The sequence below is a fragment of the Alcaligenes ammonioxydans genome (assembly GCF_019343455.1).
In the GTDB taxonomy this organism is placed as follows: Bacteria; Pseudomonadota; Gammaproteobacteria; order Burkholderiales; family Burkholderiaceae_B; genus Alcaligenes; species Alcaligenes ammonioxydans.
The window spans coordinates 2,647,098-2,671,052 of sequence record NZ_CP049362.1; the positions used below are offsets into that span (position 1 = coordinate 2,647,098).

A 23,955-nucleotide genomic window follows, 5' to 3' on the forward strand; every position below is an offset into this window, starting at 1 on the left:
TTACTCCTCATCATCCACGTGCTTGCTACCGAAGGAGCGCCACAACAACACCGGTATCACCATGGTAAATACAATGACTTCTTTATAGGCACTGGCCCAGAAAGAGGAAAACGCTTCCAGAACCCCCAGGAACAAGGCGCCCAACAGGGTAACGGGATAACTGATCAGACCACCGAAGATCGCGGCCACAAAGCCCTTGAGACCGATCAAAAAGCCGGTGTCGTAGTAAATGGTCGTTACCGGAGCGATCAACATGCCCGAGAACGCACCGATGGCCGCCGCCAGGGTGAAGGTCAGCGAGCCGGACATGTTGGTACTGATCCCCACCAGACGGGCACCGCGACGATTGACGGCCGTGGCACGCAAAGCGCGACCATAAAGGGTCTTGCCAAAAAAACCCCACAAGGCCAGGATCAGCAACACGCAGGCCCCCATCACGAAGAAGGTCTGCGCCGACCAGCTCACCGCCCCCAGGGACACTTCACCTTCCATGAAGGGAGGCGTACGCCAGCCTTCGGGGCCAAAGAACACCAGACCCAGGCCCGTCAAGGCAAAGTGAACGGCTACCGAGGTAATCAGCAGCACCAGCACGCTGGCCTCGGCAATCGGCTGATAAACCAGTCGATACACCATCGGTCCCAGCGGGATCACAACGGCCAACGAGAACAGCACGGCCACCCACAGGGGCAACTGCGCGCTGACAATGGCAGGAGCGGCAAAATAAACCGCTACGGGAATGACGATATTGACCAGGAATTTGCGCGGCATACCGCTCAGGCTGCGGCTGCGCAAGGCAGAGAGCAGCTCCAGCAAAAACACCAGAGCACCGGCGATCAACAGCAAAATAACGGTTCCCGGCATGCGGCCATTGACCACAAAGGCCAGGGTCAAGGCGCCAAAGGTGACGAATTCACCTTGCGGGATGAAAATAACGCGGGTAACCAGGAAAACCAGAACCAGGGCAAGCCCGAGCAAGGCATAGATGGCACCATTCAATATGCCATCCTGCAACAAAATTAAAGCGATGGTGGTATCCATGTCGGACAACATCCTGTACAACAAAAAGGGCGGAGGGCTTACGCAAACGCAGGCCTGTAGCGGGAACGGGTGCCAGAACCTTCCAGCACCCGCCTCGGAAAAAACCGGCTATTGAGCCGGTTTTTGCCTGTCAGATATTACAGATCAGGCTGATAGGTCCATTTACCGTCGACCACTTTCACAATGACGTGGGCCCGTTTATCCAGACCGGCGTGGTCGGTGGCCGACATATTGAACACACCTTGGGAAGCCGCCAGTTCCTTGGTCTGCTCCAGTGCGTCACGCAGGGCGGCGCGGAACTCGGGGGTGCCGGGCTTGGCACCCGACTGCAAGGCTTGCGGAATGGCTTCGGTCACCAGCAAACCGGCATCCCACAGGTGGCCACCAAACGTGTTGATCGAGCCTGCGCCATACTTGGCCTCATATTTTTCCTTGTATTCCATGGCGGTCTTTTTAACCGGGCTGCTGTCAGGCAGCTGTTCGGCAACCAGCAAGGGACCGGCGGGCAAGATCATGTCGTTACAGTCTTTGCCGCAGACGCGCAGCACATCACTGTTGGCTGCCCCGTGGGTCTGGTAAATGATGCCGGCATAGCCACGGCCCTTGAGCTCGCGCTGGGGCAAGGCAACCGGCGTGCCCGAGCCGGCAATCAAAATGGCATCGGGCTTGGTGCCCAGCAGCTTGAGCACTTGTCCGGTCACGCTGGTGTCATTGCGACCATAGCGCTCGGCACCCAGCACCTTGATGCCTTTGGCCTGGGCGGCCTCGGTGATCACATTCAGCCAACCATCACCATAGGCGTCGTTGTAGCCGATAAACCCGAGGGTCTTGACGTTTTGCTTGACCATGGCCTCGGCCAGGGCGCCCGCCATCAACTGGTCGTTCTGAGGCGTCTTGAACACCCAGGTGCGAGCGCCTTCAACCGGCTCAACAATCTTGGCGTTGGCAGCCACACTAATCATGGGAGTCTTGGTTTCGCCGGCCACATCCACCATGGCCAAGGAACCCGGTGTCACGGATGTACCGATCACCACGTCCACTTTGTCATCGGTGATGAGCTTGCGCATATTGCGTACAGCCACCGTAGTGTCTGTGGCATCATCCAGCACAATGTATTCGACTTTCTGTCCGGCCACTTCGGTAGGCAGCAGGCTGACCGTATTGCGCTCAGGAATCCCCAGCGAGGCCGCCGGTCCTGTTGCAGCCACCGTCACCCCCACTTTGATCTGCGCGGACACCGCCACGGGCAGACTCAAAGCCAGGGCTGCAGCCAATGTCGTGAGGCGCCCAGTAGTAATGCAGTTCATCCTTTTCTCCCAATATTTGTTCATTGTTGTGGACCGGATTAACGGTCAAAAAATCGTAATACAGATAATCAACAGCACATACCAGAAACGTATCAAGTCACACGGATTTCAGATATTGGTGTTTACCTTAAATATTAAAAGTTTAAATAGTGCACTAACTAAACGGATTACTGACAGTTCAGGTGGTGCCAACAGGGGTTTTCCTGGTCAGGCAAGCGCAAGACCTTGCACTTTGGAACCCTCTGTTCCAAACACGCTCTAATTGTCGATTACTATGTAGGAATGCGCCTCCTGTAGGCATTGATCTGTTTTTCATAAGGCAGCACACGTGAAAAAAGTACATAAAACCGAGGCTGAGTGGCGCGCCCAGCTCAGCCCTGAAGAATTCTATGTCACCCGTCAGAAAGGCACCGAACGCCCTTTTACAGGCCGCTACTGGGACACCACGACGGCCGGCATCTATCGCTGCGTCGGTTGTGGCACCCCCCTGTTTGCTTCGGACACCAAGTTTGATGCCGGTTGCGGCTGGCCCAGCTACTTTACGCCCCTGAACCCGGACAATGTGCGCGAAGAACTCGACACCAGTCACGGCATGCGTCGTACCGAAGTGCTATGCAATGTCTGCGACGCGCATTTGGGCCACGTCTTTGAAGACGGCCCCCCGCCCACTGGGCTACGATACTGCATCAATTCCCTGTCCCTGACCTTTGAACCTGACGCATGAAGAAGCTTTTATTCGATCTGTTCCCGCTGGTTCTGTTCTTTCTGGCCTTTCGCTTCTCCGATATCTATGTGGCAACGGGTGTGGCCATGGCCGCCTCGATTTTGCAAATCGTATGGCTCAAGCTCACCAGCAAGGCCATCGAGACCTCGCACTGGATCAATCTGGCCGTGATTGTGGTCTTTGGAGGTGCCACCCTGTTTTTCCATAACGATGTCTTCATTCGCTGGAAACCCACGGTGCTGTACTGGATTTTCGCGCTGGTCCTGCTGGGCGGGCGCTACCTGATGCATCGCAACCTGATGCAAAAATTCATGGGCACCCATCTGGTACTGCCAGGCCATGTCTGGGACAAATTAAACCTGGTCTGGGCGAGCTTTTTCGTCGCTATGGGACTGGTCAATCTGTTCGTTGCCTTTTCGGGCCACTTTACCGAGTCCCAGTGGGTCAACTTCAAGGCTTTCGGCCTGCTTGGCTTGATGCTGGTGTTTGTCGTTGCCCAATCCTTGTGGCTGGGTCGCTACCTGCAAGACTCCTCGGACAACTCCACTCCCCCAAAATCCTGATTTCGCCATGACAGACGCACTTGCCTCCCTCATTCACGAACGGCTCCAGGCCCTGGAGCCTTCGGAGCTGGACATCATCAACGAATCCCATCTGCATGCGGGCCACGCTGGCGCACAAGGTGGTGCCAGCCACTTTCGGATCATCATCGCCTCGAAACAATTTGATGGAATTTCAACACTGGCACGACACAGACTTGTGTATGATCGCGTCCACGATCTAATGCCTTTCCCTATTCACGCATTGGCTATTCAAGCCAAACCCACCGCTTAAGGATGCTCATGAAACGTATTGCCGCATTTGCCTTGACCTGCGCCCTGGCTGCTCCCGTCTATGCACAGACGATTGCCACCGTAAACGGCAAAAACATCACGCAAAAAGACCTGGATCAGTTCGTCGCCGTTCTGGTCGAGCAAGGCGCCAAAGACTCGCCCGAGCTGCGTGAGCAGGTCAAACAGGAAATGGTCAACCGCCTGGCCGTGGTGCAAGCCGCTGAGAAGGCCGGTATCGACAAGACCAACCAAGTCCAGCAAGAGCTGGAACTGGCCCGCCAAAGCATTCTGGTCCGTGCCCTGATGGCGGATTACCTGAAGAAGAACCCCGTCACCGAAGCTGACCTGACCAAGGAATACAACACCATCAAGGCGATGGAAGAGGGTCAGCAGGAATACAAAGTACGCCACATTCTGGTCAAGGACGAAGCCGCTGCCAAGGACTTGCTGGCCAAGATCAAGTCCAAGAAAATCAGCTTTGCGGACGCTGCTAAAAAAGACTCCATTGATACCGGTAGCGGCCAGCAAGGCGGTGATCTGGGCTGGGCACCAAGCTCCACCTACGTGCCCGAGTTTGCCCAGGCTGTAGAAAAAATGAAGAAAGGCGAACTGAGCGCAGCCCCCGTGCAGTCTCAGTTTGGCTGGCATATCATTCAGGTGGACGATGCCCGTCCCGTGACCTTCCCGGCGATGGCGGAAGTCAAGCCTCAGCTGGAAGAGATGATGCGTCAGCGCAAGCTGGCCGAATACCAGCAAAAAATCCTGAAAGAAGCCAACATCAAGTAATGGCCTCAACCACCGCTTTGTCTGCTCGATAAAGCGGCTGTCAGGAAAAACAACGATGGCGCCTCCAGGGCGCCATCGTTGTTATTGATCACAGCGAGGCTCACGCGCTTTTTCAGACTTGTAGTCCAGGCTCGCTTGCCCTGGGCTGATCACCGCCAGCTTGAAACAAGGAGTAAGGCATCACGAGGCCTACCTGCGTTTGCCCCGACCCTAGTCCCCAGCCAGTAAAGCCAGGAACTGAGCCTCGTCCAGAATGGTCACGCCCAATTCCTGTGCCTTGGTGAGCTTGGAGCCAGCCTCGGCACCGGCCAGGACAAAGGCGGTCTTTTTGGAGACCGATCCACTGGCCTTGCCGCCGGCCTCCAAGACGCGGCGTGTCGCCTCATCACGGCTCATGCTGGGCAATGTGCCCGTGATGACAACCGTTTTGCCCGCCAAGGGCAAATTGGCACTATTTGCGCGAGCCTGCGCCTGTTGGGGGCTCACTCCCGCTGCCAGCAAGGCGTCCAGCGCCTCACGATTATGCGGCTCCTGAAAAAAATGCCGTACAGAAGCAGCTACGACAGGGCCAACTTCATTGACCTGCAACAGCGCCTCTTCATCGGCCTGCTCCAAGGCCTGCAAGGTGCCAAAATGCTGGGCCAGGTCTCGGGCCGTCGTCTCCCCAACATGGCGGATACCCAAGGCGTAAATCAGACGATTCAAGGCTGGCTCACGCACCTTGTTGATCGCTTCAATCAGATTCTCGGCAGACTTGCGTCCCATACGCTCGAGCAGGACAAGCTTTTCGACCTTCAATTTGAAAATATCGGCCAAGGTATGGACCAGTCCGGTTTCCACCAACTGATCCACCAGTTTTTCCCCCAGGCCTTCAATATCCAGAGCTTTGCGACTGGCCGCGTGAATCAGGGTCTGCTTGCGTTGAGCGGGGCAAATCAGGCCGCCTGTGCAACGCCAGGCAGACTCACCCTCCAGCCGCTCCAGGGCGGAATGGCATGCCGGACACTCCTTGACCATTTCAAACGGCACACTGTCTTGCGGACGCTGTTCCAGCACCACAGCGACGACCTCCGGAATCACGTCACCGGCTCGGCGTACCACGACCGTATCGCCAGCGCGCACATCTTTGCGACGCACCTCATCTTCGTTATGCAAGGTGGCATTGGTCACCGTAACCCCGCCCACGAAAACCGGTTTCAAACGCGCCACAGGAGTCACCACCCCGGTGCGGCCGACCTGAAACTCAATATTTTCCACGCGCGTCATTTCTTCTTGCGCAGGGAACTTATGAGCGACGGCAAAGCGCGGGGCGCGCGCCACATAACCCAGTACGCGCTGCGCGGCCAGGGAATTGACTTTATAAACCACACCATCAATTTCAAAGGGCAGGCCGGAGCGACGCTCCTGAGTCTGGGTATAAAAATCCAGCAGGCCCTGTACCCCCTTCACAAGCTTACGATCGCGACTCAGGGGCAAGCCCAGACTCTCGAGCCAGTCCATCATGCCTGACTGGGTATCACGAGGCAGCCCGTCTCCCGTCACGTCCGCAAACAAGGTATTTTGCGGCTGATTCGTAAGTGGCAGGGGGCTGATTTCACCCCATCCATAGGCAAAAAAACGCAAAGGCCGTTTCGCCGTGACTTTGGGGTCCAATTGGCGCAGGCTGCCTGCCGCGGCATTGCGCGGGTTGACAAAGACTTTCTCGCCACGCTTGAGCTGACTCTCGTTCAGACGTTCAAAGTCCGCCCGGTTCATCAGGACTTCACCACGCACTTCCAGCACGGCCGGCAATTGCGCAGCATCGCCACGCAAACGCAAGGGAATGGATTTGACGGTGCGAATATTGCTGGTGACGTCCTCGCCTGTGGTGCCATCACCCCGCGTCGATGCCTGCACCAACAAGCCTTGCTCATAGCGCAGACTGATCGCCAGGCCATCAAATTTGTATTCCGCCAGATAATCAACCCGACGATCCAGGCCCACCATACCAGCCTCGACAAGCGTGTCGGCAACCCGTTTATCAAATGCCTGGACTTCCTCATCCTCAAAGGCGTTGCCTAAAGAGAGCATGGGAACGGCATGCTGGACCGTCGCAAAGCCATCCAAGGGAGCCGCGCCCACGCGCTGCGTGGGAGAATCGGGGGTAATCCACTCCGGGTGCGCGGCCTCCAGCGCCAGCAGCTCGTTCATCAGTGCGTCATATTGCGCATCCGAAATGCTGGGCGCATCCTGAATGTAATAGGCCCAGTTATGCTGGGCCAGTTCTTCACGTAACTGCTGTACTCGCTTCAAACTCACGAAAAAATCCTGCCTGTACGTTCCTGACCTGCTGTGAAGCCTGCTTGCTCCAGACGCTCGTACAAGGTACGTAGTTGTTCATCAATATTCTGATCCGTGCTCTCGGGCAAGGGGCGGCCCTGGTCATCGAGCACCACACCATCCAAACGGCTGGCCAGATCGCGGGCCACGGTTGCCATTCTGCTGAAGGCGTGATCGTCCGCCGGGCTGTTGGGCAAATCCAGCAGCAGGTCGATGCGCTCGATGCTGGCGGACTGAATATCCTTGGGCTGGGCGCCGTCAAACATGGCCGTGAACCGGGGCTGGCCGGAATCGGCCAGCCAGGCCAGCTGCTGGCCAAACGGCAAGAAGCCCGCGTCCTTGACCATTTGAATGACGGACGAGGCCGGCAGGGGCCCAGGCAAACGCACCGACACGCCGACCAGCGCGTCCAGATCGGCGCAGGTATTGTCCAGGGCGGCCGCACGACGCAGCACCTCATCCTGCTCAGGACCCTCTACCGAGCCGTCAAACTGTTGCGCCAGACCCTGCGCAGCCATCCAGACCTGCGACCACTCAATGGCCGACAAGGGGCCGCTGCGATTGGCCAGCAAAACGGCAATCTGCATGCTGGCGTAGGATTCGCCCGCACGCAAACGGGCACGGTGCCCTCCCCCTTCGCATTCGGCAAAATAACGCACTGGTTTGGCGCCAGTACGCGACACAGCCTGTAGGGCCTGGGCCAAATCCTGGGCATCCACGGGCTGACTGAAACTGATGTCAATCACGGCCTCAGTGGTGCAGTCCACTTCGGACGGATCATGGTCCCCCTCGGTAGAGGCAGGATCACTGCCACGTCCCATGCTGGGCTCGCGCCGCTCCAATTCGCTGAGCTGGCTCATCAGAGGATCGGTGTCCCCGTCCGGGAATTGGCTTTGCATCTGCTGGCGCACCCGGCGGTCTTGCCACCAGTTAAAGACCACCACGAGCAAGATGAGCAAAATGCCCAATAAAATCAGTGCGATTTGCAAATCACTCATTGTCAGTTCCGTCGAATCAACACTACCGGATTAAAAAAAACAGGCTTACACATTGCTCATTTGCATGGCCGCGTCCACATCCACCGCCACGATACGGGACACACCTTGTTCTTGCATGGTGACACCAATCAGTTGTTTTGCCATCTGCATGGCAATTTTATTGTGAGAAATAAACAAAAACTGAGTTTGGTCACTCATACTGGCCACCAGATTGGCATAGCGTTCCGTATTGGCATCGTCCAGCGGCGCATCCACTTCGTCCAGCAAGCAAAATGGCGCGGGATTCAGTTTAAAGAAGGCAAAAACCAAGGCCGTCGCGGTCAATGCCTTTTCACCGCCAGAGAGCAAATGAATCGTGCTATTGCGTTTGCCCGGTGGCTGCGCCATCACTTGGACCCCCGCTTCCAGCACTTCGTCGCCCACCATCGTCAGTTTAGCCTCTCCACCACCAAATAGCCGTGGGAAAAGCTCGCCAAAGTGCTGATTAACGATGTTGAATGTTTCCATGAGCAACTGGCGCGTCTCGCGATCGATCTTGCGTATGGCGTCCTCCAGCGTCTCGATGGCATCACTCAGATCCTTGTGCTGCGCATCCAGGTAGGTCTTGCGTTCCTGGGCAGTGGTCAGCTCTTCAAGGGCGGCCAGGTTGACCGGCCCCAGGCTTTCAATCTGGCGTGAAATACGTTGCACTTCCGACTGCAGCCAGCCCACGCGTTGCCATTCTGGTGTTTTTTCCTGTAACAAGCTCCAGAGCTCGGAACGATTTACCTTTCGGCTGTCCAGTTGTTCTGCAAACTGCTCGACCGCCAGGCGCGAGGCTTGTTCCTGCAACTGCAATTCGGTGACCTGCTCACGCAAGGGGCCCAGATTCTTTTCGTGCTCGGCACGGGCCTGCTCATGTTCTCGTAATTGAGCAGCCAGCGTATCGAGCTGGATTTTTGCCAGTCGAACCGCCTCTTCACGCTCGGCGCGCAATTCCAGCGCGTCCTGCAACCCGGCTTGTGCGGCAGAAGCATCCAGATCCAGCAGCTCGCCTTGCAAGCCCTCCAACTGACCGACAGTGCGCTGCGCCTGCTCCTGCGCCAGGGCCAGATTGCGCTCCAACTCGGCCATACGCTGCACCAAGGCGCGCTCGGCAAACCGGGCGTCCTGTACCGCGCGTTCACGCTCATGCACCGTACGCCGGGCCTGCTCGGCCAGCTCCGCGCCCTGTTCGCCATCCATCTGCGCCTGGGCAAACGCCCCCTGATGCTCGGCCAGTTCTTCGTCCAAGGCTTCAAAACGGGCCTCGAATTCCTCACGGTTCGCCTGCAGCTCTTCACGCTGTACCGCCAACTCCTCCAGCTCCTCGTTGATTCGAGAACCTCGCTCCTGCGATTGCTGAGCTTGTTGCGCCAGCTTGGAATACTCCAGTTGCACATCGTGCATGCGGGCCGTCAGCTCACCGACACGGGCCCGGGCGGGAACCAAACCATTGCGAACCTGCTGCAAAGCCATTTCGGCCTGGGTGCTGGCATGCCCAAGCTCATCCACAATCAGTTGGGCACCACGCAGCTCACGCTCCAGATGAGCAATCTCCTGCTGGCGCGCCAACATACCCGCCTGCTCAGAGTCGGGGGCATAAAAGCGAATACTGTAGCGATCCACCACATGACCATCCCGCACCACGATGGCCATTTGATCCGTCAATTGCTCACGCAAGCTCAAGGCCTGCTTCAAATCTGGGCAGACATAAATCTGCTGTAACCAGTTGTCCAGCAAACTGCGTAAACCGCCGTCCTGCTGTCGCAAAACCGAGCTCAACAAGGGCAGGTCCAAGCCCGCCTTGCCTGACACCCCCGCCTCAGGCAACTGATAAAAACTTAAACGGGCCGGAGGGGCATCACTGGCAAACGCTGCGGTCATATCCAGCCGACGCAGCTCCAACGCCGTCATGCGCTCGCGCAGGACCGATTCCAGCGCCGTTTCCCAACCTTTTTCCACGTCCAGGCTTTGCCAGAGCCGCTTCATGCTCTCCAGCCCATGCTTGGCCAGCCAGGGCTCCAACGTTCCCTTGCGAGCCACATCCTCCTGCAGACGGCTCAGGGCCAGATGGCGTGCCTCCAGACGAGCCATATCCTGCCCGCCTTGCAAGGCCTGTTGCTGGGCTTGCTTGCGCTCTTCTTCGAGCCGGGGCAACTGAGCCTCCAGATGCTGCATGTGTTCCTGGGCCTGCTGCAGCTGGCTCTGCAGCATGTTCAGATCACCTTGCAAACGCTCCAGATTGTCCGGGTCCGGGGCATTGAGTTCGCACAGCTCTTGCCTGAGGCGTTCCTGACGCTGCTCCAGCCCCTGAATCTGCCGGTCGGCATCGCGTTGGGATTGTGCCGCCAGCGCCAGGTTTTGTTCCAGACGAGCCAGGACCATACGCATTTCGTCACGACGCTGAGCCTGCTCGCGTACATGCTGCTCCAGTTCGGGCAAGGCGGCTTGAGCCTCTTCCAGCAGAATCTGCAGCTCTTCCAGCTTTACCGCTGCTTCTTCGCGCTGCTGCTCGCTGTTTTCCAACTCCTGCTGACAGTGCTCCTGCTGCTCGATCCAGTCATGCTGCTGTTGCTCCAGCTGTTCACGACGTTGAGCCATGCGGCTGCGCGAATCGAGCACATGACGGATTTCCGCCTCCAGGCTGGACACTTGGGAACCCGCTTCGTAAAGCTGGCTTTGCGCCAGATGCAAGGCGTCGCCCGCCTGCAAATGAGCCTGTCGTTGCGACTCCAGGGTCGCTTCGGCATGGCGCAAACCGGCAATGGATTGTTCCAACTTGGTCTGAGCCTGCTCAATGGCCAGAAATCGGGCTTTCTGATCGCTCTGCGCGTTGGACTCTTTCAAGAGCCACAATACATTTTGCTTGAGTTCACCGTCTTGCTGCAGATCGCGATATTGACGGGCCACTTCCGCCTGGGCCTGCAGTTTTTCCAACTGCGCATCCAGCTCCCGCTGAATATCCTCAACACGCAGCAGATTTTCACGAGTGTCGCGCAAACGGCTTTCCGTTTCGCGACGGCGCTCCTTGTAGCGCGACACGCCCGCCGCTTCTTCCAGAAATACACGCAGCTCTTCGGGCTTGGCTTCAATCAGGCGGTTAATCATCCCCTGCCCAATGATCGCGTAACCCCGCGCGCCCAGTCCAGTACCCAAAAAGATGTCATGAATGTCACGCCGGCGAACGGCTTGATTATTCAAAAAATAGCTGCTGGTGCCGTCCCGGCTCAGAACACGCCGTACCGAGATTTCGGCATAGGTGCTCCACTGGCCCGAGGCGCGCCCTTCGGAATTATCGAAAACCAGCTCAACCGAAGCTCGCCCAGCCGGTTTGCGTTGCGAGGAGCCATTGAAAATCACGTCCTGCATGGACTCGCCACGCAGTTCTGACGCTTTGCTCTCGCCCAGCACCCAACGCACCGCGTCGATGATATTGGATTTTCCACAGCCGTTGGGCCCGACCACCCCGACCAACTGACTGGGAGTTGGAATGGAAGTCGGGTCCACAAAGGATTTGAAACCGGCTAGTTTGATCTGGGTTAAACGCACAGGGTAGAAATCAGCTCAGAAAAGACCACTTTTGAACAAGCGCACAGGCGCATTTCGATCTGCCTGGCATTGCGAGTCGTATGATACCGCAGCACCTGCCGCCCACAGCAAAGACACGGAAAAAACAAATGAAAACCACCGCAGGATCAGCGAGGTGATAAGGCAGTAAACTAATTGCTGCCGTCAAGACCGGTTTACCCTGCCCGCTCAAGCAGCCAGACGCTGCAGGCCGAGCTCTTACAATGGCGCTTTGCCCGTATCGGCCCGGTCTGAAAATTCGAGCATAGAGACAGGCGCAATGAATTTTCTAATACCACTGCCCCCGCAGTCCCTGTTATTCTTGCTCCCCATCTCTGTTCGTAAATTTCGCACCGGCTCAGGCTTTGTCAAGAAACTCAGGGCGAGCAGCCCACGGCAAGCTTGTTCTGTCTGATACCTGGCTTTGATTCGTGCCCGTGGTCCGGCGACCGCAGTTTGGCGCACACGCATTCGGGATGTATTTTGAATAAAGGATTTTATCTGGTCATGGCCGCGCAGGCATTGTCGTCAGTTGCCGACAATGCCTTGTTGATTGCCGCCATCGCCCTGATCGCAGACCTTCACGGGCCAATCTGGATGGTCCCCATGATGAAATGGTGGTTTGCGCTGTCCTATGTGCTATTGGCCGCGTTTGTGGGAGCCTTTGCCGACTCGTATCCCAAAGGCCGGGTCATGTTCGCCACCAACGCCATCAAGCTGATAGGGTGCATGCTGATGTTCTGCCATCAGTACTTTGGAATGAGCGACTCCCAGCAACTGGTGCTGGTCTTTGTGTCCTACACCCTGGTTGGCGTGGGAGCGGCCGCCTACTCACCAGCCAAGTATGGCATCGTGACCGAAATGCTCAAGCCTGAACAACTGGTCAAAGGCAACAGCTGGATCGAAGGCCTGACAGTCCTATCCATTATCGCAGGCACCGTACTAGGCGGCATCCTGATCAATCCTTCCATTGCAGGCGCCCTGGCCGAACACCCGTTGATTGCCTCCCTGGCGCAGACTCGTGCCGAAGTTGCCATCCTGCTTATTTCCCTGATTTACCTGGCGGCAGCCCTGTGCAATTTGCTCATTCCCCGCACCAATATCCACTATCCACCACAACAGAAAAATCCCGTCCTGCTGCTCAAGGAATTTCGTACCTATGTACAAATTCTGTGGCGTGACAAGCTGGGCCAGATTTCGCTGGCGGTCACCACCTTGTTCTGGGGCGCTGGCGCAACCTTGCAATTCATTGTGATCGAGTGGGGGGCACAGCATCTGGGCTACCGCCTGGATCAGGCTTCGGTTCTGATGGGGGTGGCGGCATTGGGAACCGTCTTTGGCGCGATTTTTGCCGCTCGGGTTCCCTTGAAAAAATCGCTGGCAGTCCTGCCCGTGGGCGTGGCGATGGGCTTTGTCGTGTTGCTTATGCCGCTGGTCCACGAAAAATGGGCTGTCTATACCCTGCTGATGGCTATTGGCGGTCTATCGGGCTTTTTCGTGGTACCCATGAATGCGCTGTTGCAACATCGTGGTCACGTCATGCTCTCGGCAGGCCACTCGATTGCGGTCCAGAATTTCAACGAACAGCTCAATATTCTGTTCATGCTGGCGCTATACAGCCTGCTGCTATGGCTGCGCTTGCCGATCAATTACATCATTGTGTTTTTTGGCCTGCTGGTGGCATCCCTGATGACCGTCTTTATCATGTGGAAAAACGCTAATCTGCGTGAACATCCTGAGCTGGAAGCCTGCATTGGACAGGAAGGTCATGGCCAAGCCCTGACGGCAAAATAAAGAGGTACAGGCAGAGCGCCCTGGGCCTGCCGCTGCGTGGCGGCGACCCGCTCAGGGCTGAGCCTGCAACTGCCGTAACAAGGACAGATCCCGCCAGGCGTTGGCCTTGTGCTGCGGGCGCAGCAAGAGCGAAGCAGGATGGTAAGTCACCACCAAAGGCACGCTACGGCCCAGCGTGTCGGTGTAACTCAGGACCTGACCGCGCAAAGTTTCCAGATCCTGCTCGCAACCACTAAGCGCCATTGCGGCCACATGACCGACCGCCAGCAAACGTCGCGGCTGCACCAGACGAATCTGCGCATCCAGAAAGGCCCGACATGCAGCCAGCTCCTCCGGGGCGGGAGGACGATTTCCCAGTGGGCGGCACTTGACCAAATGCGCTTTATAAATCGAGGCGTTAGGAATGGCGCTGTTGAGCATGGCCTGCAACAACAGCCCTGCCTTGCCATCAAAAGGCTGTGCGCTACGATCATCGCTGGTCCCTGGTGCTTCGCCCACAATCATCCAGTCGGGTTCGGCCACCAGCTCTGACCCAAAGACGACCTGCGCACGACCAGTATGCAGGCCACACTCCTGGCATGCCTGTGCCTGCTCCAACAAGCTGGCCATATCCCGCGCCTTCTCGGGCTGAATCAGCACGGCAGGGCGCTGAACCACCTCTTCGACTGGCACGGGAGCCGCTGGTCGGGCCCCCGATTTACGCAATACCGCCAAAGCCTGATCACGCGCTGACAGCGCATCGCTGGCTGCGCCGGAAACAGCGGCCACCGGCACAGGGCGGTCAGCAGGTGGAACCGCCCGCTCAAGTGCGGGGGCCGCAGCCGACGTCCCGACTGGCGGCGCAGGTGCCAGCGCTTGAACGGCAGGCTGGGCCTGGGGCAAACGGGCCAGAAAGGCGCGCTCCAGCCCCAGCTCCAACAGCCAGCTACGCTGTAAGGGGGAGATAGGCTGAAAGTCGATCATGCCTCTGCCTTATCGGCCAGGCTCAAGCTCATCAAGACCGCGTCTTCCCGCACGCCTTCTTTGAAAGGGTAATAGTTTTTACGCACGCCATCGGGCTTGAAACCATACTTCTCATACAAACCGATTGCTGCTGCATTTGAGGCCCGCACTTCCAGAACGAGCCGCTCCACTGCGCACTGTCGTGCCCATTGGAGACCGTCATCGAGCAACTGGCGCGCCAGACCTTGCCGCCGCTGCTCAGGAGCGACCCCGATCAGCAACAGCTCGATCATGTCCGGGGCCTGCAGCCAAATAGCATAGCCCTGTACCTGCCCCTGCTTATGGATAATCCGGCAGCAATACGCTGTGTTACCCAAGGCATCCGTCACGTTGCCCGCCGTCCAGGGGTGGCTTTCCACGCGCCGTTCTATATCCAGCACGGCCGACACATGCCCGGGCTGCATGGCTTCAATTTGCCAGGGCTGATCCAAAGCGGCCGGGTTGCCGCCCAAGCCCTGCTCGCGCTCCGAAATGGTGTAGGCGACTTTTTCGCGCACATACAACGGCATGGCCATATCAGGAGCAATACCCTTCCCCTGGTCCAGATCATGCAAGGCCAGGCGTGCAACACTGGCGCTTGTCGCGCGCCATGCCGGCCCGACCTGCCAATCGTGCGCCCGTACAGCCGATGTCAGATCGGGGAACTGCTGCAAGGCATCTCCCACCACCAGAATCTGCTGGTGTCTCGCAATCACGCCCTCGGCCTGCAAACGGGCAATCCAATCAGTAAGCTGGGCGGCATCCAGCAACACCGGGCTTTGCTGCACAGTCCAGGCCGTCTGAGCCGACCAACTGTAGACGGCTGCATACACCTCCTGCATGCGCGCATCCTGCGCCACCACATAGGCTGTATTTTCGACCGGTGAACCACTGGCGGCCGCCGCCAGGAGAGAAGACACGGGCAAGACGGGCAGACCCAGCGCAAAGGCCATGCCCTGAGCGACGCCGCAAGCCACGCGCAGACCGGTAAAACCGCCCGGACCCTGCCCGAACGCAATGGCACTTAAGGCCTGCCGGTCAAGGCCGGCCTGCTCCAGCAACTGCTCGGCCATCGGCAAAAGCCGTTCAGCATGATCACCACTGCCCTCGTGGCTCAGCCCCACAAGCGAGATACCCGCAGGTGTGCGAGACAACAAGGTCAGTTCACAGAGATTGGAGGAAGTCTCCAGGGCAAGAATATGTGCATCCATCACGCTATTTTAGTTTAAGCGGACTGAAAATAGGCGGCTCTGAATACACGGGCAAGGACAAAGCCCGGTTCGAAGCAGTCCGGGACAACTTGTTTGGCGGACGGGCGTTTTATAGACCAGAGCCAAAACGACCAATGAGACTATTTGCTGCCGTACAATCTCGCCGAAGAATGTGCCAAACCTGCCACAAGGCGCATAAATAGTACAAAACACTTAATGTGTAATATTTTTCTACACCCCCCTATACGCGCTTTCTGATGCCTGTTACATTTTCGCTATGAATACGCCGACCCCCCCCCTCACCCGCAAAATCCTTGTCGTTGACGACGATCCACGCTTGCGCGATTTGTTGCGCCGCTATCTGTCTGAACAAGGGTTCAACGTCTTCGTTGCCGAAGACGGTAAAGAAATGGCCAAACTCTGGCAACGCGAGCATTTCGATCTGCTGGTATTGGATCTGATGCTGCCCGGCGAAGATGGCCTGTCCATCTGTCGTCGGCTGCGCGGCGGACACGACAATACTCCAATCATCATGCTCACGGCCAAGGCCGAGGAAATCGACCGCATCGTGGGCCTGGAGATGGGTGCTGATGACTACCTCATCAAACCGTTCAACCCCCGCGAATTGCTGGCCCGTGTCAACGCTATCTTGCGACGCCGTGGTACCGAGGAACACCCCGGCGCACCTAGTCAGGAAAATGAATCGATCGAGTTCGGCCCGTATGTGCTGAACCTGTCCACACGCACACTGACCCGCAACAACGAAGTTGTCCCGATCACCACGGGCGAGTTCTCGGTGCTAAAGGTGTTTGCCCGCCATCCCAAGATCCCCCTGTCACGCGACAAACTGATGGAGCTGGCTCGTGGTCGCGAATATGAAGCCTTTGACCGCAGCCTTGACGTGCAGATTTCGCGTCTGCGCAAGCTGATCGAACCCAATGCCTCCAAACCCGTGTTTATCCAAACGGTGTGGGGCCTGGGCTACGTGTTCGTTCCAGACGGCGGTAACTGACCTTGTCTTCCGGTCAGCAAGAGGGGCGGCCCACCACGGCCGCCCAACGCCGAGCAAGAAAAAACTCGAGTATCCGGCTAGGTTTATTCAGCCGGTCTTTTTTATTGCTTGCCGCGTTAATGCTCGTCAGCCTGGGTGCCTGGCTGCAAGTATTCTTCAGTATGGAAGAAGGACCGCGTGCTGCCCAAATGGCGCAGCGCGTGGCATCCATTGTCAGCATCACCCGCTCGGCTCTGGTGTACGCGCCCCCGGCGGTACGCCCCGCCCTGCTGCTGGATCTGGCCACCAAGGAAAGTCTGCGCGTCCAGCCACGCGAGAACACCGACGAACTTGAACCCTTGCCACGCTCCAATTACTGGCAGCACGTCTCTACCGAAGTGCGTGGCGCACTGGGCAGCCAGACCCTGATCATGTGGTCGGTCAACAGCGTGCCAGGCATCTGGGTTTCCTTTGATATCAATGAAGACCAGTATTGGCTGGTTTTTGACCGCGAACAGTTAAGCCTGACTGCCGGCGTGGAGTGGCTAGGCTGGGGTGCCACCGCCCTGTTGCTGGCCTTGATCGGTGCCGCTGTCAGTGTGCGTTTCGTGAACCGGCCTTTGGCCCAGTTGGCCAAGGTGGCCCAGCAACTGGCCCGTGGCGAGACTCCCAGCACGCTTCCTGAAAAAGGTCCAGTTGAAATCCGCGACATGAATATCGCGTTTAACCGCATGGCTCGGGACATCCGCCAGACAGAGGCGGATAGGGAAATCATGCTGGCCGGTATTTCGCACGACTTGCGCACACCGCTGGCGCGCATGCGTCTGGAAATTGAATTAAGCCAGGTATCGGACGAAACACGCGCCGCCATTGACGAGGACCTGGCCCAGATCGACCACAGTATTGGTCAATTGATGGAATATGCCCGTCCCGCTACGGCTGTCCCTGAACATGGCATTGATGTTTCGGCCGTGCTCAATGACGTCTACGAACGCGAGCGCACGCATACCGAATCGCTGGGTGGGATTTTGACGGCCTCCGTCGAACCCAATCTGTATGCCCGCATCAGCGCCCACGACCTGAAACGTATCGTCTCCAACCTGATCGAAAACGCCCGTCGTTACGGACGCAGTCCCGAAGATGACCGGGCACGCATTGAGCTGTCTGCCCATCAGCACGGCAATATTCTGGTCATTGCCGTCAAGGATCAGGGCGCCGGTATTGCCAAAGGCGACATCCAGCGCCTGCTACGGCCCTTCTCCCGGGGTGTATCCGCGCGTACGGGGGTCAGTGGTGCCGGTTTGGGTTTGGCGATTGTGGAACGTCTCTTGGGCCAGGTAGGTGGGCACTTTGAGCTTATCAGCGCCCCCTCTGAAGGCCTGACAGCCCGCATTCAATTGCCCCGCATCCGCGCCAGTCGTAATGCACCAGGAACACAAGGCGATAAAGACACCAAAAACGCCTGAACCCACCGGGCCTTGGGTTGAAGGCCGCCTGCTTTTTGCCCAAGGCTTTCTTCAACCCTAGGTCCGATCAGGCTCGATACAGCAAGGCGACTGAAGTCACCGCGATCCCTTCCTGGCGCCCCACAAAGCCAATGGCCTCGTTTGTTTTACCCTTGATATTCACACTGCCGGGTTCCAGTTGCAGATCGGCCTCGATATTGGCCACCATCGCCGCAGCATGGGGAGCGATCTTGGGTTTTTGCGCATGAATCGTGGCATCCACATTCCCTACCAACCAGCCCGCAGCACGTACCTGTTCATAAGCATGACGCAGCAGCACGCGGCTATCGGCACCCTTGTATTTCGGATCGGTGTCGGGGAAATGGCGGCCAATATCCCCCAGGCCCGCAGCACCCAGGATGGCATCGGTAATGGCATGCAGCAAGGCATCGGCATCCGAATGCCCCATCAAGCCATGCGTATGCGGGATGGTGACACCGCCCAGAATCAAGGGTCGGCCTTCGCACAGCACATGCACATCAAAACCTTGTCCTACGCGAATCGGCATGCTCATAACCATTTCTCCATCAGTTCAAAATCTTCAGGCCAGGTGACTTTAAAATTCCGCGCCGAACCCAAGATTAATAAGGGTCGGCTACCCGCCAATTCCATGGCGCTGGCTTCATCCGTCACCGCAAAACCCTGTTCTTTAGCCACCAGCAAGGCCTCACGCAAGGCGTGGGCGGGAAACAGCTGGGGAGTCTGCGCTAGCCACAGCCCGTCCCTGTCCACCGTTTCCTGTACCGCGACCGGCTCGGTGGGGGTTGCGCGCTTGACCGTATCAGCAACGGGTAAAGCCAGCAAACCACCGCGTCGCGCTTGCAAGCAGGTATCAATCAGGCGCGCCAGGACTTGCTTGGGCAAACCGGGGCGCGCAGCATCATGAACCAGAACCCAGGCTTGCTCGTCCTTATCCAGGCTCTGCAAGGTATTGAGCACCGTTTCAGCCCGCGTTTGCCCACCACAAGGCAGACAGACCGTGCGCGGCAAATCTTGCAGTGCGTCGGCGGCCCAGATGTCACCGGGGGCCACAGCCACCCGCACCTGGCTGATACGTTCATCGGCCAGCAAAGCCTGTACCGAGCGGCGCAACATGGGCTGCCCGCCCAGCAAACGGTATTGCTTGGGCAAGCCTTGTGCCTTCGTGGCAGAATCCAGGGCGCGCGAGCCGATGCCGGCAGCTGGAACAATTGCAATCAAGGTAGTCTTCATAGGTGGGTGATTTTATAATGACAATCCTGATGGAAACCGAAAAACAGCACTCCCTGTCCCTGCCCAGCACCCAAGATGTGCTGGCTGCCCTACGTCCTGGTCAACGCTACACGCAACCCATGCCTCCGGGCTCCGGGGATGCCTGCCTGATTGCCGACCTGGCCCGCCAGCATAAGGCGCCTATTCTGGTGCTTTGCGCCGACCCCTTGACTGCCCAAAGGCTGGCCGAGGAAATCCTGTTGTTTGGCCCCGCCCTGCGCGTGCGCCAGTTGCCGGACTGGGAAACGCTGCCCTACGATAGCTTCTCCCCTCATCAGGACCTGATCTCAGAGCGCCTGCGCACCTTGCATGCCTTGACCATGCACGAAGTCGATGTACTGACCGTCCCGGTCACAACCGCCCTGTATCGGCTGGCGCCACCTTCTTTTCTGGCGGCCTATACCTTTTCCTTCCGTCAGGGTGATGAACTGGATGAAGCGCAGCTACGCGCCCAGTTGATGCTGGCCAATTACACGCACATGACCCAAGTCAGTGCCCCGGGCGAATTCAGCATCCGCGGCGGTCTGATTGACCTGTTTCCAATGGGTTCCGTGCTGCCCTACCGTCTGGACCTGTTCGACAACGAGATCGAAAGCATACGCAGCTTTGATATCGATACCCAGCGCAGCCTCTATCCGGTCAAGGAAATTCAGCTATTACCCGGTCGCGAGTTCCCCATGGACGAAGAAGCGCGCACCCAGTTTCGGGCCCGTTTCCGCGAGTTCTTTGAGGGTGATCCGTCGCGCGCCCTGCCCTATAAGGACGTAGGCAACGGCATTGCCTTTGCGGGCATTGAATACTACCTGCCGCTGTTCTTTGAAGAAACGGCGACCTTGATGGACTACGTGCCAGAAGGCAGCCTGGTGATCACGCACGGGGACGCGCAAAACGCCATCGCCCGATTCCAAAGTGATACGCACAGCCGCTTCTCGTTCCTGAAGAACGACCGTGAACGCCCGATCCTGCCACCTGAAAGCCTGTTTCTGTCCGATGAGCAGTTTTTCAATGGCATCAAGCCTTTCTGCCGTCTGAGCCTGAGTGCTCAGGCCGACAATCAGCCGATTGCTCACCCGGACTTTGAAGCCTTGCCCGTCGTGGCGGTCAACCGACGGGATAAAGACCCGCTGGCCCAACTGCGGCAAGAAGTCCTGGACCCGAGAAATCGCACCGTCTTGTGCGCCGACTCGGCTGGCCGGCGGGAAACACTGCTGCAAATGCTGCGCGAGCACAATCTGACGCCCGCGTCAGACTGCCAGAACCTGACGGATTTTCTGCAGTCAGACGCGGCTTTTGCCTTGGTCGTTGCGCCCTTGTCTCGCGGCTTTGCCCTGATTCATGACAATCTGAGCCTGCTCACCGAAAATGATCTCTACCCTACCCAGACACGCACGCAAAGCAGCCGCCGCCGCAACGAACGCAGCAGCGATGTCGAGGCCATGGTGCGGGACTTGTCCGAGCTGCGTGAAGGTGACCCGGTAGTCCATGCCGAGCATGGCATTGGCCGCTATTGCGGCCTGAAAGAAATGGATTTGGGTGAAGGCCCGGTCGAGTTTCTGCATCTGGAGTACGCCAAAGGCAGCACACTTTATGTTCCCGTTGCTCAGTTGCATGTGATCGCCCGCTATAGCGGCGCCGATCCCGAGCATGCCCCGCTGCATCAACTGGGCTCGGGTCAATGGGACAAGGCCCGCCGTCGTGCCGCCAAGCAAGCACGCGACAGTGCGGCTGAGCTGCTGGCCCTGTACGCCCAGCGAGCCGCCCGTGAAGGTTTCAAATTCAAGCTGCCCCTCAATGACTACCAGGCCTTCTCCGAAGGTTTTGGTTTTGAAGAAACCCCGGATCAGGCCGCCGCTATCGAAGCGGTCATCAACGATATGACGTCCGGCCAGCCCATGGATCGTCTGGTCTGCGGGGATGTGGGTTTTGGCAAGACCGAGGTTGCGCTGCGCGCTGCCTTCCTGGCGGTAGCCAATGGCAAACAGGTAGCCTTGCTCTGCCCGACCACCTTGTTGGCCGAGCAGCATGCCCAAACCTTCTCGGATCGCTTTGCCGACTGGCCCATCCGGGTTGCCGAGCTGTCCCGCTTTCGTTCCACGAAACAAACCCAGGCCGCCATCGCAGGACTTCAGGACGGCAGTGTGGATATTGTCATTGGAACGCACAAGATCCTGTCGCCCGATGTGCGCTTCAAGCATCTGGGCCTGGTCATCATCGACGAAGAACACCGTTTCGGCGTGCGCCAGAAAGAGGCCTTGAAGCAGCTACGTGCCGAAGTCGATATCCTGACCCTGACCGCAACCCCTATTCCACGCACCCTGGGAATGTCCCTGGAAGGCATACGGGACTTTTCCGTGATTGCCACAGCGCCACAAAAACGTCTGGCAATCAAAACCTTTGTCCGTCGTGAAGATGGCAGCACCATACGCGAAGCGCTGCTGCGCGAACTGAAACGCGGGGGTCAGGTCTACTTCCTGCACAACGAAGTCGAGACCATCCATAACCGTCGTGCCCGGTTGGAGGAATTGGTCCCGGAAGCCAGCATTGCCGTGGCCCATGGTCAAATGCCTGAGCGCGAGCTGGAAGCCGTCATGAAAGGCTTCTATCAAAAGCGCTACAACGTACTGCTATGTACCACCATTATTGAAACCGGCATTGATGTACCCACGGCCAATACCATCGTCATTCACCGTGCCGATCGTCTGGGTCTGGCACAGCTGCACCAGTTGCGTGGCCGCGTTGGCCGCTCCCACCACCAGGCCTATGCCTATTTGCTCACCCCAGGTGAGGACGCCATCACCAGCAATGCGAAAAAACGGCTGGAAGCGATTCAAGCCATGGAAGAGCTGGGTGCAGGCTTTTTCCTGGCCATGCACGATCTGGAAATTCGAGGTGCGGGGGAAGTGTTGGGCGAATCCCAGTCCGGCGACATTCAGGAAGTAGGCTATTCCATGTATGCGGATATGCTCAATACGGCCGTCAAAGCCCTGAAAGCGGGGGAGGAACCTGACCTGGATTCGCCCTTCGCCTTGCAATGCGAGGTCAATCTGCATACCTCCGCCCTGCTGCCCGCCAACTACTGCCCCGATGTCAATGCCCGTCTGGGGCACTACAAGACGCTCTCGCACGCCCGCACTGAGGACGACCTGATCCACATTCATGAAGAGCTGATCGACCGCTACGGCCTGCTGCCGGAGGCCGGCGAGAACCTGCTGGCCGTGCATCGTTTGCGCATCAAGGCCGAGCCCTTAGGTATTGTGAAGATTGATGCCAGTGAATCACAGGCGACGATTCAGTTTTCCTCCAAACCCAATGTAGATGCCGTCAGCATTATTGAACTGGTGCAGAAGAACAAACAGGTGCGACTGGCCGGCCCGGACAAACTGAAGATTGACATCACCAAAGGTGAAGAAATCAAGAATCGCATTCAGGCCGTACGCAATGTCTTGAACAGCTTGCGCCAAGAGAAGTAAGCCTTAATCGTCACGCTGGATGCAAAAAGAGCGCTGGACAAAGACAGCGCTCTTTTATGTTTGACCGTAACGCCCCTGACTGATGCATTTAGGCCTGCGAACCGAAACTTCTCAATACAGCCCCACCCCGGGTGCGGATGGACTGAAGCTAACATCCACCCTCCGATTTTGTAGCGCCAAACCACGCTGACGGTTCGTGTCCCTCACACGTCCAAACGGAACCAGTTCAATACGGCATCCAAGGGAGAATGATTCAAGGCAAAGCGGGCCTGCTCCTGCACGACAGGTTTGGCACGGTAAGCGACCGAGTACTTGGCCTTGGACATCATGGGCAGATCATTGGCCCCATCACCGATTGCAATACACTGCTCGGGGCTTGCCCCCAGATCGGCAGCCAACTCCTGCAAGAAGCGCGCCTTGGCCTGCCCATCCACAATGGCACCCAAGACTTTGCCAGTCAATTTACCGTCCACCACTTCCAAGGTATTGGAGTGGGCAAAACTCAGGCTGAAGCGATCTTTCATGCGCTCCGTAAAGAAAGTGAAGCCGCCCGACACCAGCAAGGTCTTCACGCCGTGCGCATGCGCGGTTGCGATCAGGCGCTCAGCCCCGGGATTGGGCTGCAAACGCTCTTCATAAACACGGCTCAGATCGCTGACCGGCACCCCTTCCAGAAACGCCACTCGACGAACCAGGCTTTCGGAAAAATCCTTGATCTCGCCCCGCATCGCCGCTTCAGTAATCGTGGCAACCTGCTCTTTGCGGCCCGCCATATCGGCAATCTCGTCAATGCATTCGATATTGATCAGCGTGGAATCCATGTCCATAGCCAACACGCGCATATCCTTGAGGCGATCGATCTGCTCCAGAAAGGCAAAGTCCATCGCGCCGCTCTTGCACAGGGTCTGCACGTCAGCACACTGCGAGGCATCCGCACCCAGAACGCGGACTGCAGTGGGGCCCAGTTCCTGCACGCCATCGGCTTGCACCACTGCCGCAATTTTTTCGATGATGGCGCTGTCAAGGCGCGGCCCTTGAAGAATGAGATGAGACATCAGATCGTCCACAAAGCAAAAATACAGCACAGGCACTGTGCCAAAAAACCAGTATTGTAGCCTGCCAACGGTCAGTCACAGCCTGGCCTTCACGCATCCCTGTC

18 protein-coding genes are annotated in these 23,955 nt (G+C 57.7%); 8 read left to right on the forward strand and 10 right to left on the reverse strand.

Annotated features, from left to right (window positions below):
* Entirely contained in the window at positions 1-1,038 is a 1,038-nt protein-coding gene (locus FE795_RS12185) for a branched-chain amino acid ABC transporter permease (protein WP_003801008.1), read from the reverse strand.
* Between the two features lie 137 nt (positions 1,039-1,175).
* Positions 1,176-2,345, reverse strand: coding sequence for an ABC transporter substrate-binding protein (locus FE795_RS12190; RefSeq protein WP_003801010.1), 1,170 nt, complete (start codon positions 2,343-2,345; stop codon positions 1,176-1,178).
* A gap of 328 nt (positions 2,346-2,673) precedes the next feature.
* On the opposite strand from FE795_RS12190, the gene msrB reads away from it, so the two are divergent.
* The 4 genes from msrB to FE795_RS12210 are packed head-to-tail and all read left to right on the forward strand — an operon-like array spanning position 2,674 to position 4,688.
* A complete protein-coding gene (gene msrB / locus FE795_RS12195) occupies positions 2,674-3,069 on the forward strand; it encodes a peptide-methionine (R)-S-oxide reductase MsrB (protein ID WP_003801011.1) in 396 nt (131 codons plus the stop codon).
* On the forward strand, positions 3,066-3,632 hold the full coding sequence (locus tag FE795_RS12200; protein WP_003801013.1) for a septation protein A: 567 nt from the start codon (positions 3,066-3,068) through the stop codon (positions 3,630-3,632). The genes msrB and FE795_RS12200 overlap by 4 nt, the downstream gene beginning before the upstream one ends.
* A 7-nt stretch (positions 3,633-3,639) precedes the next feature.
* Positions 3,640-3,903, forward strand: a complete 264-nt coding sequence (locus FE795_RS12205; RefSeq protein ID WP_003801015.1) for a BolA family protein — start codon at positions 3,640-3,642, stop codon at positions 3,901-3,903.
* 8 nt (positions 3,904-3,911) lie between these two features.
* Complete coding sequence (locus tag FE795_RS12210) at positions 3,912-4,688, forward strand: peptidylprolyl isomerase (protein ID WP_003801016.1); 777 nt, start codon at positions 3,912-3,914, stop codon at positions 4,686-4,688.
* Between the two features lie 210 nt (positions 4,689-4,898).
* Here the strand turns inward: FE795_RS12210 and ligA are convergent, their stop codons facing one another.
* Genes ligA through smc form a run of 3 tightly spaced genes read right to left on the reverse strand, consistent with a single transcriptional unit; the run spans position 4,899 to position 11,575 of the window.
* On the reverse strand, positions 4,899-6,986 hold the full coding sequence (gene ligA, locus FE795_RS12215; protein ID WP_003801017.1) for an NAD-dependent DNA ligase LigA: 2,088 nt from the start codon (positions 6,984-6,986) through the stop codon (positions 4,899-4,901).
* Positions 6,983-8,005 carry a cell division protein ZipA C-terminal FtsZ-binding domain-containing protein gene (locus FE795_RS12220; RefSeq protein WP_003801018.1) on the reverse strand — a complete coding sequence of 341 codons (1,023 nt, stop codon included), beginning with the start codon at positions 8,003-8,005 and terminating at the stop codon, positions 6,983-6,985. Before FE795_RS12220 ends, ligA begins: the two co-directional genes overlap by 4 nt.
* Before the next feature lie 45 nt (positions 8,006-8,050).
* Entirely contained in the window at positions 8,051-11,575 is a 3,525-nt protein-coding gene (gene smc, locus FE795_RS12225) for a chromosome segregation protein SMC (RefSeq protein WP_219234973.1), read from the reverse strand.
* A 501-nt stretch (positions 11,576-12,076) separates the two neighbouring features.
* On the opposite strand from smc, the gene lplT reads away from it, so the two are divergent.
* A complete protein-coding gene (gene lplT / locus FE795_RS12230; RefSeq protein ID WP_003801020.1) occupies positions 12,077-13,387 on the forward strand; it encodes a lysophospholipid transporter LplT in 1,311 nt (436 codons plus the stop codon).
* Between the two features lie 51 nt (positions 13,388-13,438).
* On the opposite strand, the gene FE795_RS12235 is transcribed toward lplT, so the two are convergent.
* Positions 13,439-14,350: a uracil-DNA glycosylase gene (locus FE795_RS12235; protein WP_003801021.1), complete on the reverse strand. Its 912-nt coding sequence runs from the start codon at positions 14,348-14,350 to the stop codon at positions 13,439-13,441.
* On the reverse strand, positions 14,347-15,579 hold the full coding sequence (locus FE795_RS12240; protein WP_003801022.1) for a bifunctional tRNA (adenosine(37)-N6)-threonylcarbamoyltransferase complex dimerization subunit type 1 TsaB/ribosomal protein alanine acetyltransferase RimI: 1,233 nt from the start codon (positions 15,577-15,579) through the stop codon (positions 14,347-14,349). The genes FE795_RS12235 and FE795_RS12240 overlap by 4 nt, the downstream gene beginning before the upstream one ends.
* Before the next feature lie 277 nt (positions 15,580-15,856).
* Here FE795_RS12240 and ompR point away from each other — a divergent pair, with 277 nt between their 5' ends.
* Both ompR and FE795_RS12250 read left to right on the forward strand, forming a co-directional pair.
* Complete coding sequence (gene ompR, locus FE795_RS12245) at positions 15,857-16,591, forward strand: osmolarity response regulator transcription factor OmpR (RefSeq protein ID WP_003801024.1); 735 nt, start codon at positions 15,857-15,859, stop codon at positions 16,589-16,591.
* A 104-nt stretch (positions 16,592-16,695) separates the two neighbouring features.
* Positions 16,696-18,036 (forward strand): ATP-binding protein, encoded by a 1,341-nt coding sequence (locus FE795_RS12250; protein ID WP_440163694.1) that lies wholly within the window; start codon positions 16,696-16,698, stop codon positions 18,034-18,036.
* 67 nt (positions 18,037-18,103) lie between these two features.
* Here the strand turns inward: FE795_RS12250 and ispF are convergent, their stop codons facing one another.
* Both ispF and ispD read right to left on the reverse strand, forming a co-directional pair.
* Positions 18,104-18,589, reverse strand: coding sequence for a 2-C-methyl-D-erythritol 2,4-cyclodiphosphate synthase (gene ispF / locus FE795_RS12255; protein ID WP_039943200.1), 486 nt, complete (start codon positions 18,587-18,589; stop codon positions 18,104-18,106).
* Positions 18,586-19,287, reverse strand: a complete 702-nt coding sequence (ispD, locus tag FE795_RS12260; RefSeq protein ID WP_219234975.1) for a 2-C-methyl-D-erythritol 4-phosphate cytidylyltransferase — start codon at positions 19,285-19,287, stop codon at positions 18,586-18,588. Before ispD ends, ispF begins: the two co-directional genes overlap by 4 nt.
* Positions 19,288-19,316: 29 nt before the next feature.
* Between ispD and mfd the strand changes: the two genes are divergently transcribed.
* Positions 19,317-22,796, forward strand: coding sequence for a transcription-repair coupling factor (gene mfd, locus FE795_RS12265; protein WP_039943202.1), 3,480 nt, complete (start codon positions 19,317-19,319; stop codon positions 22,794-22,796).
* Between the two features lie 203 nt (positions 22,797-22,999).
* Here the strand turns inward: mfd and serB are convergent, their stop codons facing one another.
* Positions 23,000-23,851 carry a phosphoserine phosphatase SerB gene (serB, locus tag FE795_RS12270; RefSeq protein WP_039943217.1) on the reverse strand — a complete coding sequence of 284 codons (852 nt, stop codon included), beginning with the start codon at positions 23,849-23,851 and terminating at the stop codon, positions 23,000-23,002.
* Positions 23,852-23,955 lie beyond the last annotated feature (104 nt).

Bases quoted from the DNA above. Each gene is read 5' to 3' on its own strand.
- FE795_RS12205 (WP_003801015.1), top strand. From the start codon at position 3,640: ATGACAGACGCACTTGCCTCCCTCATTCACGAACGGCTCCAGGCCCTG.
- ompR (WP_003801024.1), top strand. From the start codon at position 15,857: ATGAATACGCCGACCCCCCCCCTCACCCGCAAAATCCTTGTCGTTGAC.
- serB (WP_039943217.1), bottom strand. From the start codon at position 23,851: ATGTCTCATCTCATTCTTCAAGGGCCGCGCCTTGACAGCGCCATCATC.
- FE795_RS12240 (WP_003801022.1), bottom strand. From the start codon at position 15,579: ATGGATGCACATATTCTTGCCCTGGAGACTTCCTCCAATCTCTGTGAA.
- ispD (WP_219234975.1), bottom strand. From the start codon at position 19,287: ATGAAGACTACCTTGATTGCAATTGTTCCAGCTGCCGGCATCGGCTCG.
- FE795_RS12190 (WP_003801010.1), bottom strand. From the start codon at position 2,345: ATGAACTGCATTACTACTGGGCGCCTCACGACATTGGCTGCAGCCCTG.
- FE795_RS12220 (WP_003801018.1), bottom strand. From the start codon at position 8,005: ATGAGTGATTTGCAAATCGCACTGATTTTATTGGGCATTTTGCTCATC.
- FE795_RS12185 (WP_003801008.1), bottom strand. From the start codon at position 1,038: ATGGATACCACCATCGCTTTAATTTTGTTGCAGGATGGCATATTGAAT.
- FE795_RS12210 (WP_003801016.1), top strand. From the start codon at position 3,912: ATGAAACGTATTGCCGCATTTGCCTTGACCTGCGCCCTGGCTGCTCCC.
- FE795_RS12235 (WP_003801021.1), bottom strand. From the start codon at position 14,350: ATGATCGACTTTCAGCCTATCTCCCCCTTACAGCGTAGCTGGCTGTTG.
- FE795_RS12200 (WP_003801013.1), top strand. From the start codon at position 3,066: ATGAAGAAGCTTTTATTCGATCTGTTCCCGCTGGTTCTGTTCTTTCTG.
- ispF (WP_039943200.1), bottom strand. From the start codon at position 18,589: ATGAGCATGCCGATTCGCGTAGGACAAGGTTTTGATGTGCATGTGCTG.
- mfd (WP_039943202.1), top strand. From the start codon at position 19,317: ATGGAAACCGAAAAACAGCACTCCCTGTCCCTGCCCAGCACCCAAGAT.